9 protein-coding genes and 1 pseudogene are annotated in these 14,826 nt (G+C 61.2%); 6 read left to right on the plus strand and 4 right to left on the minus strand.

The features are described from left to right. Complete coding sequence (locus LRS56_18285) at positions 1–1,251, minus strand: lipoprotein-releasing ABC transporter permease subunit (protein ID WDU60805.1); 1,251 nt, start codon at positions 1,249–1,251, stop codon at positions 1–3. A 94-nt stretch (positions 1,252–1,345) separates the two neighbouring features. Here LRS56_18285 and LRS56_18290 point away from each other — a divergent pair, with 94 nt between their 5' ends. Then, positions 1,346–1,924: a PilZ domain-containing protein gene (locus LRS56_18290; GenBank protein WDU60806.1), complete on the plus strand. Its 579-nt coding sequence runs from the start codon at positions 1,346–1,348 to the stop codon at positions 1,922–1,924. A 44-nt stretch (positions 1,925–1,968) separates the two neighbouring features. Further along, the gene (locus LRS56_18295) at positions 1,969–2,691 is read left to right on the plus strand and encodes a glycerophosphodiester phosphodiesterase family protein (protein ID WDU60807.1); all 723 of its coding nucleotides are present in this window, start codon (positions 1,969–1,971) and stop codon (positions 2,689–2,691) included. 42 nt (positions 2,692–2,733) lie between these two features. On the opposite strand, the gene sthA is transcribed toward LRS56_18295, so the two are convergent. Next, positions 2,734–4,128, minus strand: coding sequence for a Si-specific NAD(P)(+) transhydrogenase (gene sthA / locus LRS56_18300; GenBank protein WDU60808.1), 1,395 nt, complete (start codon positions 4,126–4,128; stop codon positions 2,734–2,736). A 262-nt stretch (positions 4,129–4,390) separates the two neighbouring features. Here sthA and LRS56_18305 point away from each other — a divergent pair, with 262 nt between their 5' ends. Beyond that, positions 4,391–4,924 carry a chalcone isomerase family protein gene (locus tag LRS56_18305; GenBank protein ID WDU60809.1) on the plus strand — a complete coding sequence of 178 codons (534 nt, stop codon included), beginning with the start codon at positions 4,391–4,393 and terminating at the stop codon, positions 4,922–4,924. A 159-nt stretch (positions 4,925–5,083) separates the two neighbouring features. On the opposite strand, the gene LRS56_18310 is transcribed toward LRS56_18305, so the two are convergent. Then, the gene (locus tag LRS56_18310; protein ID WDU60810.1) at positions 5,084–6,547 is read right to left on the minus strand and encodes a glyceraldehyde-3-phosphate dehydrogenase; all 1,464 of its coding nucleotides are present in this window, start codon (positions 6,545–6,547) and stop codon (positions 5,084–5,086) included. A gap of 340 nt (positions 6,548–6,887) precedes the next feature. Here LRS56_18310 and mfd point away from each other — a divergent pair. From mfd to LRS56_18325, 3 genes and pseudogenes are all read left to right on the plus strand, one after another. Then, positions 6,888–10,336, plus strand: a pseudogene (mfd, locus tag LRS56_18315) (transcription-repair coupling factor). Positions 10,337–10,347: 11 nt separating this feature from the next. Beyond that, positions 10,348–10,914: a CsiV family protein gene (locus LRS56_18320; GenBank protein WDU60811.1), complete on the plus strand. Its 567-nt coding sequence runs from the start codon at positions 10,348–10,350 to the stop codon at positions 10,912–10,914. Positions 10,915–10,923: 9 nt separating this feature from the next. Next, positions 10,924–13,614, plus strand: coding sequence for a DEAD/DEAH box helicase (locus tag LRS56_18325; GenBank protein ID WDU60812.1), 2,691 nt, complete (start codon positions 10,924–10,926; stop codon positions 13,612–13,614). Positions 13,615–13,714: 100 nt separating this feature from the next. On the opposite strand, the gene nagZ is transcribed toward LRS56_18325, so the two are convergent. Continuing rightward, positions 13,715–14,725: a beta-N-acetylhexosaminidase gene (gene nagZ / locus LRS56_18330; GenBank protein WDU60813.1), complete on the minus strand. Its 1,011-nt coding sequence runs from the start codon at positions 14,723–14,725 to the stop codon at positions 13,715–13,717. Between the last annotated feature and the right edge of the window lie 101 nt (positions 14,726–14,826).

Raw genomic sequence — 14,826 nt, forward strand, 5'->3', positions numbered from 1 at the left:
TCACTCATAACGTAAGGCCTGTGCTGGCTGGGTACGTGCCGCGCGCCAGGCTGGATACAGGGTGGCAAGGAAGCTCAGGACCAACGCAGCGCCGCCCACCATCAACACGTCCTGGGCCTGAACCTGGGACGGCAAGTAGTCGATGAAGTAGACGTCGGCGTTGAGGAACTTGTGGCCGAGGATTTTTTCCAGCGCGGCAATCGCAGCGCTGACGTTCAGTGCGGCCAGAATACCGACGGCGGTGCCGATCAAGGTGCCGACCACGCCGATCACGGTGCCTTGCACCATGAAGATCGCCATGATCTGCCCCGGCGTGGCGCCGAGGGTACGCAGGATGGCGATATCGCCCTTCTTGTCATTCACCACCATCACCAGCGTGGAAATGATATTGAACGCGGCCACGGCGACGATCAGCAGTAACAGCAGGCCGATCATGGCTTTCTCCATGCGGATGGCTTGGTACAGGTTGCCGTGGGTACGGGTCCAGTCACGGGCGTAGTACTGGCTTTCACCCAGGTGCTGGGCGATTTCCCAGGCGCCGCGCGGGGCATCGAACAGGTCGTTGAACTTCAGGCGCAGGCCCTGCACCTGATCCGGCTGCCAGCGATGCAGGCGCGCCAGGTCGGTGAGGTTGGTCAGGCCCAGGTAGCCGTCGATTTCGCCGGCGCCGACGTGGAAGGTGCCGACCACGGTAAAGCGCTTCATGCGCGGGAACATACCGGCCGGGGTCACGGTGACTTCCGGGGCGACGAAGGTCAGCTTGTCGCCGATACCCACGCCGAGCTTGGCTGCGGCCTTGTCGCCGATCACGATGCCGAAGCTGCCGGGCGCCAGGTCGTCAAGTTTGCCCTGCAGCATGAACTTGTCGATGATCGAGACGTTGCGTTCCTGGGCCGGGTCGATGGCATTAAGCAGGATTTTCTGCACCTTGCCGTCGTTGGTCAGCAACCCCTGCATCTGGGTAAATGGCGCAACGGCCACCACTTTGGGGTTCTGCTTGACCTTGGCGGCCAGGCTTTGCCAGTCGCTGATGGGCGCATCGCCCTCGATGGTCGCGTGGGGCACCATGCCCAGCACGCGGGTGCGCATCTCATGATCGAAGCCGTTCATCACCGACAGCACCACGATCATCACGACCACGCCCAAGGCGAGCCCGATCATCGAGGTGAGGGAAATGAACGACACAAAATGATTGCGACGCTTTGCACGGGTATAACGCGTGCCGATAAATACGAAGAGAGGTCTGAACATGTCGGGGCTTGTTCGGAGGAAAAGAAGACGTCCCGGTGGCGGGGTCTGGTAAGCAGCTTTACACTCAGACCATTACCGTTACCTGGGGTTCGCCATGTCGACATTAGATGAAGAAGAGCGCCGCGAATACTACCGTATCGACGACATGATCGCACTTCAAATCAAAAGCCTGTCTGCCCCCGAAGCGGCGAGCAAGGAAGTGTTGCTGGATGATTCCCCGCTGTTCAATCTGCTCAGTGAACTGCACCTGAGTGAATTCGAAGCCCAGCACCTGCTGCGCCAGCTCAGCGAGAAGGATCGCACCCTCGCCGCGTTCCTGCGCGTGCAGAACAAACGCCTGGACCTGCTCAGCCAGATCATGGCACGCGGCCTGCTGGATGAGGTCGGCGCCCCGCAGCCGGTGATCATTTCCGAAGGCGGCATCGACTTCCAGCATGCCACGCCCTTGCCGCCCGGCGCGCACCTGGCGGTCAAGCTGGTGCTGATGCCCCAGGCGCTCGGCCTGCTGCTGCGGGCGCGGGTCACCCATTGCGATGCCAGGGGCAATGGGTTCGACGTGGGCACGGAATTCGAATCCATGACTGATGCCCAACGCCAACTGCTGGCGCGCTACATCCTGCAGAAACAAGCCCAGGAACGCCGCCTGGCGCGAGAACAAAGCGACGACATCTGAATGCGTATTGACCACGCCAGCCAGCCTGGCGCAAAGGAGCAACTGTGACCCTGATTTACGGCCACCGCGGTGCCAAAGGCGAAGCACCGGAAAACACCCTGACCAGCTTCCAGGAGTGCCTCAAGCACGGTGTACGCCGTTGCGAACTGGATTTGCACCTGTCCATGGACGGTGAGTTGATGGTCATCCACGACCCGACCCTGAAACGCACCACCGACCGGCGTGGCAAAGTCGTCGAGTATTCGGCGGCGGACCTGGTGAAGATGGACGCGCGCAAAGGCGGCCCGGGCTGGGTCAAGCCCTGCCCGATCCCGCGTCTGGAGGAGCTGTTTGAGCAATGCGACTTCGATCACTGGCAACTGGAAGTCAAAAGCGCTTCGCGCACCCGCGCTGCGACGACCGTGCTGGCGATTCGTGAGATGGCTGTGCGTCACGGCCTGATGGACAAGGTCACCGTGACCTCAAGCTCGCGGGAAGTATTAAAAGCCGCCGTGGAACTCACCCCGGACCTGTCACGCGGCCTGGTCGCCGAATACGCCTGGCTCGACCCGTTGAAGGTCGCGCAGAACTATGGCTGTGAGTACTTGGCGTTGAACTGGACGTTGTGCACCCCTGAACGTCTGGAAAAAGCCCAGCGCCAGGGTTTGCACGTGTCCGTGTGGACAGTCAACGAACCTGCGCTGATGCGCAGGCTCGCCGACTTCGGCGTAGATAGCCTGATTACAGACTTTCCCGGTTTGGCCACTGCCACCCTCGAGAATTACTGAAATCGGTCTCCCCGGCCGGCTCAGGCCACCGGCCGGAGCCGCTCAAAAAAGCCGGTTGAGGCCGTCGTAGGCCGCTACCCGATAGGCTTCAGCCATGGTCGGGTAGTTGAACGTAGTGTTAACAAAATACTTCAGCGTATTGAGCTCACCCGGCTGGTTCATGATGGCCTGGCCGATGTGCACGATTTCCGACGCCTGGTAGCCGAAACAATGCACGCCGAGGACTTCCAGGGTCTCGCGGTGGAACAGAATCTTCAGCATGCCTTGCGGCTCACCGGCGATCTGCGCACGCGCCATGCTCTTGAAGAACGCCTTGCCCACTTCGTAAGGCACCTTGGCCTTGGTCAGTTCGTGTTCGTTCTTGCCGATCGAGCTGATCTCCGGAATGGTGTAGATCCCGGTCGGCACGTCGTTCACATAACGCCAACTGCCATTGTCGATAATGCTGCCAGCCGCCGAGCGGCCCTGGTCATGTGCGGCACTCGCCAGGCTTGGCCAACCGATCACGTCACCGGCACCGTAGATATTCGTCACGCAGGTGCGGTAGTTCTCGTCCACTTCGATCTGGCCACGGCTGTTGACCTTGACCCCGATGTTTTCCATGCCCAGCTTGTCGGTGTTGCCGGTACGGCCGTTGCACCACAGCAAGGCATCGGCCTTGATCTTCTTGCCGGACTTGAGGTGCAGGATCACCCCGTTATCCAGGCCCTCGACCCGCTCGTACTCTTCGTTGTGGCGCACGGTGATGTTGTTGTTGCTGAAGTGGTAGCTCAACGCCTGGGAAATTTCCGAGTCGAGGAAGCTCAGCAACTGGTCGCGGTTATCCACCAGCTCCACCAGTACACCCAGGCCGCTGAAGATCGAGGCGTATTCACAGCCGATCACGCCGGCGCCATAGATGATCAGTTTGCGCGGGGTGTGACCCAGGCTCAGGATGGTGTCGCTATCGTAGATACGCGGGTGGTGGAAATCGATATCCGCCGGGCGATACGGGCGCGAACCGGTGGCGATGATGATGTGCTTGGCCACCAGCTTCTCGACCACGCCGTTGGGGCAGACCACTTCGATGGTTTGCTCGTCGGCGAAGCTGCCGGTGCCGAAGAACAGGTCGACACGGTTACGGGCGTAGTAACCGGTGCGCGACGCCACTTGCTTGGAAATCACCTTCTCGGCGCTTTTCAGTACGTCCGGGAACGAAAACCAGCGCGGCTCACCAATCGCCCGGAACATCGGGTTGGTGTTGAACTGCATGATCTGGCGCACCGAGTGACGCAAGGCCTTGGACGGGATGGTGCCCAGGTGGGTGCAGTTACCGCCGACCTGGCGACGGCTATCGACCATCGCCACCTTGCGCCCTGCCTTCGCGGCGTTCATCGCCGCACCTTCTCCAGCCGGGCCGGAACCCAGTACCACCACGTCGTAGTTGTAGACAGCCATGCGTACTCCTCAGAACAGGCCAGGCGCACGGTTGAACGCCTGGCTAAATCATGCCGCGGCCAGCGGTCATGAAGGACAATTCGGCTCAAGTGTGTGAACCGGGGCACAGTCTATATAAGGCTCAACGCCGCGCACATTAACCCTTGGTCGCGTCGTAGGCCAGTCTTGCCTTTACTACACCCCCGCAGATTATCGCGAAACCCTACCACTACCGGAAATTCAATTAACCTGTATACACGCCCCCTTTTCAGGACGAACCATTATGCGGCATGTATTTATCGGTTTATTGCTGATGTTGTCGCTCACGGCGCAAGCCAATGAAGCGGATCGACTCAAGCAGGCCGACTTCCCGGCACAGGTCCAGGCACTGGCCCTGAAAAACCAGGCGGTGCTCACCTATCTCTGGGCGGATGTGTACGCGGCCGCGCTGTATGCCCCGCAGGAACTGGGCGCCAAACAAGCCTGGGACCAGCGCAAAGCGCTGCGTCTGGTGCTGTATTACTTTCGCGACATCGACCGCAATGATGTGATCAAGGCCGCCACTGCCACGCTGGAACGCCAGCAAGCCAGCGCCCGACTGAAGCCCGAGATAGACAAGCTGCATGCCAGCTTTCGCAACATCCGTAGCGGTGATCGATATGCCCTGGACTTTCACCCAGGCCGTGGCTTGAACCTGGAGATCAATGGGCAGGTGGTGTTCAGCAGTCGGGATGATGAACTGGCCAGGGCCTACCTGGGGATCTGGCTGGCGCCCAAGGGGTTGTCCGACAGCCTGCGCAGCAAGCTTTTGGACTGATGGCCCCATCGCAGGCAAGCCAGCTCCCACATTTGAATGTGTTCGCAAATCAAAATGTGGGAGCTGGCTTGCCTGCGATGAGGCCCTCCCCTACCACCACAAAACCCAGGCACAAAAAAGCCCCGAACCAGTCGGGGCTTTTTCATTCAGCGCAAACGCTTAGCGCGGGAACGCAGGCGGGTTGACCCCGGCCATGTCTTCCATCACGCGAACCACCTGGCAGCTGTAACCGAACTCGTTGTCGTACCAAACGTACAGCACAACGCGGTTGTCCTGGCTAATGGTTGCCTCGGCATCCACCACACCAGCGTGGCGCGAGCCCACGAAGTCGGTGGAGACCACTTCCTGCGAATTAACGAAGTCGATTTGCTTATGCAGATCGGAGTGCAGCGCCATGTAGCGCAGGTACTCGTTCATCTCTTCACGGGTGGCGGCGTTCTCAAGGTTCAGGTTGAGAATGGCCATCGACACGTTCGGCGTCGGCACGCGGATCGCGTTACCGGTCAGCTTGCCAGCCAGCTCAGGCAGAGCCTTGGCAGCGGCGGTGGCAGCACCGGTCTCGGTGATCACCATGTTCAACGCGGCGCTGCGGCCACGGCGATCGCCTTTGTGGAAGTTGTCGATCAGGTTCTGGTCGTTGGTGTACGAGTGAACGGTTTCAACGTGCCCGTTAACGATGCCGAACTTGTCATTTACCGCCTTCAGCACCGGCACGATGGCATTGGTGGTGCAGGACGCAGCGGACACGATCTTATCGTCAGCGGTGATTTCGCCGTGGTTGATGCCGTGCACGATGTTCTTCAGCTTGCCCTTGCCAGGCGCGGTCAACACAACGCGGTCGACACCCGGGCAGGCCAGGTGCTGGCCCAGACCTTCGGCATCACGCCACACACCGGTGTTGTCCACCAGCAGCGCGTCCTTGATGCCGTACTGGGTGTAATCCACCTCGGCCGGGTTCTTCGCGTAGATCACCTGGATCAGGTTACCGTTGGCGGTGATGGTGTTGTTTTCTTCGTCGATGACGATGGTGCCGTTGAACGGACCGTGTACCGAATCGCGACGCAACAGGCTGGCGCGCTTGGTCAGGTCGTTTTCGGCGCCTTTGCGCACCACGATGGCACGCAGGCGCAGGCCGTCGCCGCCACCGGTTTTCTCGATCAGGATGCGCGCCAGCAGGCGGCCGATACGACCGAAGCCGTACAGCACAACGTCGGTGCCTTTGCGGGCGGCGGCGTTTTGCTGGCCGACCACATCGGCCATTTCTTCACGCACGAACTGCTCGGCGGTGCGGCCAGCGCCTTCCTTGCGGAATTTGTAGGCCAGTTTGCCCAGGTCTACCGAAGCCGCGCCGAGCTTGAGCTCGCTCATGGCCTTAAGCAGAGGGAATGTTTCGTGGACGGAGAGTTCGCTATCGTCGGCAGAACGATGGCGAGCAAAGCGATGCGCCTTGAGAATCGCGATGACTGACTGGTTGATCAGGCTGCGGCCATAGATCGAGCTCACCACATTGTTATTGCGGTACAGCTGACCGATAAGCGGGATCATCGCTTCTGCGAGTGCTTCACGGTCGATCCATTCACCAAGACACTGGTCGGGCTTCTGAGTCACGGGAACCTTCCACATGTAGGGGCTGAAAAAAGGGGCTACATTATGCCGCCCGACCGCCCTCGGAGCAATGCGCGACCCACAACAAAAACCCCTTGCCAAAAAACAACACTGCGCTGCAGCCCAGTAAATACGCGGGTTCCAGAAGGCCACTAGTCAAGCGCCTACGCCGACTTGTCCGTAACTCTCCGAAACATCCGCGCAAAATGGCACTACATATTGAGTCAAAACACGCCATTGTTTGTCTTAGCCACTACATTTCCTACAAACCGTAATAGGCTCAGTCAGCAACTGACAGGCGGCACCTCGGGCCGTTACAATTACCGACTTTGTCGCAACGCTTGGAGCTCAACCTTCCGTGCCCGTTCTGCGTCTACCGCTTCTCCCTGCCGCGGCAGGTAAACAGCACTGGGGCAACCTGCCCGGTGCCGCCCTGAGCCTGGCCATCGCCGAGGCTGCCAGCGCAGCCAAGCGCTTTACCCTGCTGCTTACCGCCGACAGCCAAAGTGCCGAGCGGCTGGAGCAGGAGCTGAGCTTCTTCGCCCCCGATTTGCCGGTGCTGCATTTTCCCGACTGGGAAACCCTGCCCTACGACCTGTTCTCGCCGCACCAGGACATCATCTCCCAGCGCATCGCCAGCCTCTACCGCTTGCCGGAACTGGCCCACGGCGTGCTGGTGGTGCCGATTACCACGGCCCTGCACCGCTTGGCGCCGACCAAGTTCCTGCTGGGCAGCAGCTTGGTGCTGGATGTCGGCCAGAAGCTTGACGTCGAGCAGATGCGCACGCGCCTTGAAGCCAGCGGCTACCGCTGCGTCGACACGGTGTACGAACACGGTGAGTTCGCGGTGCGCGGTGCGCTGATCGACCTGTTCCCGATGGGCAGCAAATTGCCGTATCGCATCGACTTGTTCGATGACGAAATCGAGACCCTGCGCACCTTCGACCCGGACAACCAGCGCTCCATCGATAAAGTAGAGTCGATCAAGCTGCTGCCGGCACGGGAATTCCCGCTGCAAAAAGATGCGGTCACGCGCTTCAAGGCACGCTTTCGCGAACGCTTCGATGTGGACTTCCGCCGCTGCCCGATCTTTCAGGATTTAAGCAGCGGGATTACACCGGCCGGTATCGAGTACTACTTGCCGCTGTTCTTCGACGAAACCTCCACCCTGTTCGATTACCTGCCCCTGGACACCCAAGTGTTCTCGCTGCCGGGCATCGAGCAAGCGGCGGAAAACTTCTGGAACGATGTGCGCAACCGCTATGAAGAGCGCCGCGTTGATCCTTCACGTCCTTTATTGCCGCCTGCTGAGTTGTTCCTGCCGGTGGAAGACTGCTTCGCCCGCCTGAAAAACTGGCCACGGGTGGTCGCCAGCCAGCAGGACGTGGACGCCGGCAGCGGCCGCGAACGCTTCCCGGCAGGCACGCTGCCGGACCTGGCGATTCAGGCCAAAGCCACGCAGCCGCTGGAAGCACTGTCCAACTTCCTCGGCGACTTCCCCGGCCGCGTGCTGTTTACCGCCGAATCGGCGGGGCGTCGCGAAGTGCTGCTGGAATTGCTCGAACGCCTGAAGCTGCGCCCGAAAACCGTCGACAGTTGGCCGGACTTCATCGCGAGCAAAGAGCGCCTGGCGATCACCATCGCGCCGCTGGATGAAGGCTTGCTGCTGGACGACCCGGCCCTGGCATTGATCGCCGAAAGCCCGCTGTTCGGCCAACGTGTGATGCAGCGCCGGCGCCGTGAAAAGCGCGCAGACGCCAACAACGACGCGGTGATCAAGAACCTCACCGAACTGCGCGAAGGCGCGCCGGTGGTGCATATCGACCACGGTGTGGGCCGCTACCTGGGCCTGCAAACCCTGGAGATCGACAACCAGGCCGCCGAATTCCTCACCATGGAATACGCCGAGGGCGCCAAGCTGTATGTGCCGGTGGCCAGCCTGCACTTGATCGCCCGCTACACCGGCAGCGATGACGCCCTGGCGCCGTTGCACCGCCTGGGCTCGGAGACTTGGCAGAAAGCCAAGCGCAAGGCCGCCGAACAGGTACGCGATGTGGCGGCCGAACTGCTCGACATCTATGCCCGCCGCGCCGCCCGCGAAGGGTATGCCTTCGCCGACCCCAAAACTGACTACGCGACCTTTAGCGCCGGCTTTGCCTTCGAAGAAACCCCGGACCAGCAAACCACCATCGAAGCCGTACGCGCCGACATGCTCGCGCCCAAGCCGATGGACCGCCTGGTGTGCGGCGACGTGGGCTTCGGCAAAACCGAAGTGGCGATGCGCGCCGCCTTTATTGCCGTGCATGGCGGCAAGCAGGTGGCGATTCTGGTGCCCACCACCCTGCTCGCCCAGCAGCACTACAACAGCTTCCGCGACCGCTTCGCCGACTGGCCGGTGAGCGTGGAGGTGATGAGCCGTTTCAAGTCCGCCAAGGAAGTGAATGCCGCCGTCGCTGATTTGGCCGAAGGCAAGATCGACATCGTGATCGGTACGCACAAGCTGCTGTCGGACGACGTGAAGATCAAGAACCTCGGCCTGGTGATCATCGACGAAGAACACCGTTTTGGCGTGCGTCAGAAAGAACAGCTCAAGGCCCTGCGCAGCGAAGTCGATATCCTCACCCTCACCGCCACACCGATTCCGCGCACGCTGAACATGGCGGTGTCGGGCATGCGCGACCTGTCGATCATCGCCACGCCACCGGCGCGCCGGTTGTCGGTGCGCACCTTTGTGATGGAGCAGAACAAAAGCACGGTCAAGGAGGCGCTGCTGCGCGAATTGCTGCGCGGTGGCCAGGTTTACTACCTGCACAACGATGTGAAAACCATCGAGAAGTGCGCCGCCGACCTCGCCGAACTGGTGCCGGAAGCCCGCATCGCCATCGGCCATGGGCAGATGCGCGAACGTGAACTCGAACAGGTGATGAGCGACTTCTACCACAAGCGCTTCAACGTGCTGATCGCCTCGACCATCATCGAGACCGGCATCGACGTGCCGAGCGCCAACACCATCATCATCGAGCGTGCCGACAAATTCGGCCTGGCCCAGCTGCATCAGCTGCGCGGCCGCGTCGGGCGTAGTCACCACCAGGCGTATGCGTACCTGCTGACGCCGCCACGCCAACAGATCACCGGGGATGCGGAAAAGCGCCTGGAAGCCATCGCCAACACCCAGGACCTGGGCGCCGGTTTTGTACTGGCCACCAACGACCTGGAAATCCGTGGCGCCGGCGAGCTGCTGGGCGACGGCCAGAGCGGGCAGATCCAGGCCGTGGGCTTCACCCTGTACATGGAGATGCTTGAGCGTGCGGTGAAAGCCATTCGCAAGGGCGAGCAACCGAACCTCGATCAACCCCTGGGCGGCGGTCCGGAAATCAACCTGCGCTTGCCGGCGTTGATCCCCGAGGACTACCTGCCGGACGTGCATGCGCGGCTGATCCTGTACAAGCGCATCGCGTCGGCCACCGACGAAGACGGTCTCAAGGACCTGCAAGTGGAGATGATCGACCGCTTCGGCCTGTTGCCGGAACCGACCAAGAACCTGGTGCGCCTGACCCTGCTCAAATTGCAGGCCGAACAGTTGGGCATCAAGAAAGTCGACGCCGGACCGCAGGGCGGGCGTATCGAGTTTGAAGCGCAGACGCCGGTAGACCCGTTGGTGCTGATCAAGCTGATCCAGGGCCAGCCCAACCGCTACAAGTTCGAAGGGCTACGCTGTTCAAGTTCATGGTGCCGATGGAACGTGCCGAAGAACGCTTTAATACATTGGAGGCGTTGTTCGAGCGCCTCATCCCGAAAACTGCTTGAAGGACGCCCCAATGCGCCTGTTCCGCATTTTGAGCCTGATTTTGGTGGTCGTTGCACCTTCGGCATTTGCCGACAGCCCGTACCAGGTGGAGATGATCCTGGTGCGCCAGAACGCGGAGCCGGTGATCAATAGCCGCGCCGCGCCGGAAAACTGGGATGCCGGCGCCATGCGCCTGGGCGAAAAAATGAGCCCGCCGCGCCTGAGCAATATCGTCGACAAGCTTCGCGCCGATAACAGCTATACCGTGCTGGCACACAAAGCCTGGGAACAGAACCTCGGTGAGCAACCGGTAAAAATCGCGATCACCGACGGCCCGGAGCAATTCGGCCAGTTCCCCATCGAGGGCGTGTTGAGCCTGCAACTGGGGCGTTTCACCGATATCGACGCCGATTTCTGGATCAACCAGTTCGACAGTAATGGCAGCGTGATCGCCAGCGAACACCTGGCGCAAAAAGACGTGCGCACCAAGAACAATCAACTCAACTACCTCGACGGCGGCCACTTGGCGCTGCTGATCAAGATCACTTCGCTGACCGCCAAGCCCCCCAGCGCACCACCGCCCGACATCCAGGACTGATCCAGCGCCATGCCCCTGACGTCGTCGTTGACCAAACCCCTGGCCCCTTCGTGGGCCAATCGCTTTAAAGAGCAAAGCCTTGAGCGCGGGCGGCGCTATGCCCTGGAAAACCGTGTGCGCATCGTCGAGTCCGGCGATAGCACGATCGTTGCCAGTTGCGAGGGCTCGGGCGGCAACGTCTATCGGCAGACCATTTCGCTGCGCGAATCAGCCAAGGGCATGCTGATCCTGGTGGACAGCCGCTGTACCTGCCCGGTGCACACCAACTGCAAACATATTGCGGCGGTGCTGCTCAAGGTCCAGGAAACCCTGGCCTACCCGGCCGCCGCCCAGGATGCCGAGCTGCTGGAAAAACTCCAGGCGGTGCTGGATAACCGCGTGGCGCTGCCCCAAGTGGTGATGGAAGAGGTGCGGCCCGTGCCACGCCTGTGGCTGGCGAGTGTCGAGTTCAGCGCGTTTGAACCGCGCAACGGCAAGATGCAGCGCTATATCCAGCATCGGGCGGCGCTGTCGTTCAACTACCTGGGCAACTATGTCAGCGGGCAGAAAAACGCCGACATCATCGTACGCCAGGAAACCCAGAGCCTGCGCATCAAACGCCATCCGGAGCTGGAGCAACCGTATCGCGAGCAACTGCGCCTGCTCGGCTTCAAGATCGCCACACGCCAGAGCAAAGCCCTGCCGGAAAGTGCCGGCGAGCTGTTCGAGATGGTCAATGACAGCGCCTGGCTGAACTTTACCCTCAATGCATCGCCGACTTTGCGGGCCGAGGGTTGGGAGCTGCAGATCGATGAAGACTTCGGCTTCGACCTCAGCGCCGTCGACGACTGGTATGCCACCGTCGATGACGGCCCGGAACGCGACTGGTTCGACCTTGAACTGGGGATCATCGTCAATGGCGAGCGATTGAGCCTGCTGCCGATCCTGCTCAACCTGATGCGCTCGCACACCGAGATCCTCAACCCGGAAAAACTCGCCCGGCGCCGTGATGAAGAACTGATCCTGGTGAATATCCCCGGCCTGCCCAATGGCCACGGCCCGCTGCAAGTGGCACTGCCCTACGGCCGGCTGAAACCGGTGCTGGCCACCCTTGGCGAGTTTTACCTGCAGGAAACCGGCACCACCAGCTTGCGCCTGGCCAAGGCGGATGCGATTCGCCTCAACCCGCTGGAAGACCTGCCGCTGCAATGGGAGGGCGGCGAAAAAATCCGCAATTTCGCCCAGCGCCTGCGCGACATCAAGGACTTCACCTGTGTGGCGCCCGAAGGCTTGAACGCGACCTTGCGCCCCTATCAGCTCGAAGGGTTGAGCTGGATGCAGTCGTTGCGCCAACTGGACGTCGGCGGGATTCTTGCGGATGACATGGGCTTGGGCAAAACTCTACAGACCCTGGCGCATATTCTCAGCGAGAAAGCCGCCGGGCGCCTGGACCGACCCTGCATGGTGGTGATGCCCACCAGCTTGATCCCCAACTGGCTCGACGAGGCGGCGCACTTTACGCCGCAACTCAAAGTACTGGCGCTATACGGCGCGACACGTAAAAAGCACTTCGCCAACCTGCAGGACTACGACCTGCTGCTGACCACTTACGCGCTGCTGCCCAAAGACATCGAACAGCTCGCCGCCCTGCCCTTGCATGTGCTGATCCTCGACGAAGCCCAATACATCAAGAACCCCAACAGCAAGGCAGCCCAGGCGGCCCGCGTGCTGAATGCCCGCCAGCGCCTGTGCCTGAGTGGCACGCCGCTGGAAAACCACCTGGGCGAGCTGTGGTCGCTGTTCCACTTCCTGCTGCCGGGCTGGCTGGGCGATGTAAAAAGCTTTAACCGCGATTACCGCGTGCCCATCGAAAAGCGCGCCAGTGATGTGCGATTGCAGCACCTCAACGGTCGGATAAAACCCTTCCTGCTGCGCCGCACCAAGGAACAGGTCGCTACGGAATTGCCGCCCAAAACCGAGATCATCCACTGGGTCGACCTCAATGAGGCCCAGCGCGACGTGTACGAAACCATGCGCCTGGCCATGGACAAGAAGGTCCGCGACGAAATCACCCGCAAAGGTGTGGCGCGCAGCCAGATCATCATCCTTGAGGCGCTGCTCAAGCTGCGCCAGGTGTGCTGCGACCTGCGGCTGGTCAACGACGCCACCCTACCCGCCCGTGGCAGCAGCTCGGGCAAGCTCGACAGCCTGATGGAGATGCTTGAGGAGCTGTTTGCCGAGGGGCGTCGAATCCTGCTGTTTTCCCAGTTCACCTCAATGCTGAGCCTGATCGAAGTCGAGCTTAAAAGGCGCGGCGTTGCCTACGCCCTGTTGACCGGCCAGACCCGCGATCGGCGCACGCCAGTGAAGGATTTCCAGAGCGGCAAGCTGCAGATTTTTCTGATCAGCCTGAAGGCCGGCGGCGTGGGCTTGAACCTGACCGAAGCCGACACCGTGATTCACTACGACCCATGGTGGAATCCGGCTACGGAAAACCAGGCGACCGACCGCGCCTATCGCATCGGCCAGGAGAAACCGGTGTTCGTCTACAAGATGATTGCCCGCGGTACGGTGGAGGAGAAAATCCAGCACCTGCAGAAGGAAAAGTCCGACCTGGCGGCGGGCGTGCTGGATGGGCGTACGACCGGGGATTGGCAGTTGGGTAACGACGATATAGAGGCGTTGTTTGCGCCATTGCCGCACAAACAAGAGAAGCGTTAACTGTTAGATCGCTATCGCAGGCAAGCCAGCTCCCACCCTTGAATGCATTCACACATCAAAGGTGGGAGCTGGCTTGCCTGCGATAGGCGCGCCGCAGTTTTCAGTCGATCAGTTGAGCATCCCGCAACGCCGTAACCGCCGCCAACCAGCGCGGATCCTGCTTGTACTCCGTCGAAGCAATCGCCTGCCCCCGCATCCGCGCAATCCGCGCCGAAGGTGTCACCTTCATCCGCTGCGCCGCGCTCAACGCCAACTCGGCTGCCGCACGGTCATTGCACACCAGCCCCATATCGCAACCCGCCGTCAGCGCCGCCTCAATCCGGCTGGCCGCATCACCCACCACATGAGCACCGGCCATCGACAGGTCGTCGCTGAAAATCACCCCATCAAACTGCAACTCGCCGCGCAGGATGTCCTGCAACCAGCGGCGCGAGAAGCCGGCGGGCTGCGCATCCACCTGCGGGTAGATGACGTGGGCCGGCATTACCGCCGCCAACTGCTTGCTCAGCCGTGCGAAAGGCACCAGGTCATTGGCGCGAATCTGTTCCAGGCTGCGTTCGTCATTAGGGATCGCGACGTGGGAATCGGCCTCGGCCCAGCCGTGGCCCGGGAAGTGTTTACCGGTGGCGGCCATGCCGGCGCTGTTCATGCCGCGAATAAAGGCGCCGGCGAGCACGGCGGCGCGCTCGGGGTTGCCTTCAAAAGAACGGGTGCCGACCACGGCGCTGCGTTGATAGTCGAGGTCCAGCACCGGGGCGAAGCTCAGGTCCAGGCCCACGGCGAGCACTTCTGTGGCCATGAGCCAGCCGCACTGCTCGGCCAGGTACTCGGCATTGGGGTTATCCGCCAACGCACGCATCGCGGGCAAGCGCACAAAACCCTGGCGCAGACGCTGCACGCGCCCGCCTTCCTGGTCGACCGCCAGCAGCAGGTCCGGGCGCACGGCACGAATCGCTGCGCTCAATTCGCGCACTTGCCGTGGGTGCTCGATATTGCGCGCAAAAATGATCAGGCCGCCCACCTCAGGCTGACGCAACAGATGGCGATCCTCGGCCGTGAGCCAGGTACCGGCAACGTCGACCATCAAAGAACCTTGCAGCGCAGCAGTCATAAACCTTCCTTAAATAACGCACACAACCCGTCGCACTCACCCGGCGCGATTGGCGCGGTGAGCACAACGGGTTGCGAGTAAATAGCTGAAATCGGCATGGC

The sequence above is a fragment of the Pseudomonas poae genome, assembly GCA_028869255.1.
GTDB lineage: Bacteria > Pseudomonadota > Gammaproteobacteria > Pseudomonadales > Pseudomonadaceae > Aquipseudomonas > Aquipseudomonas poae_C.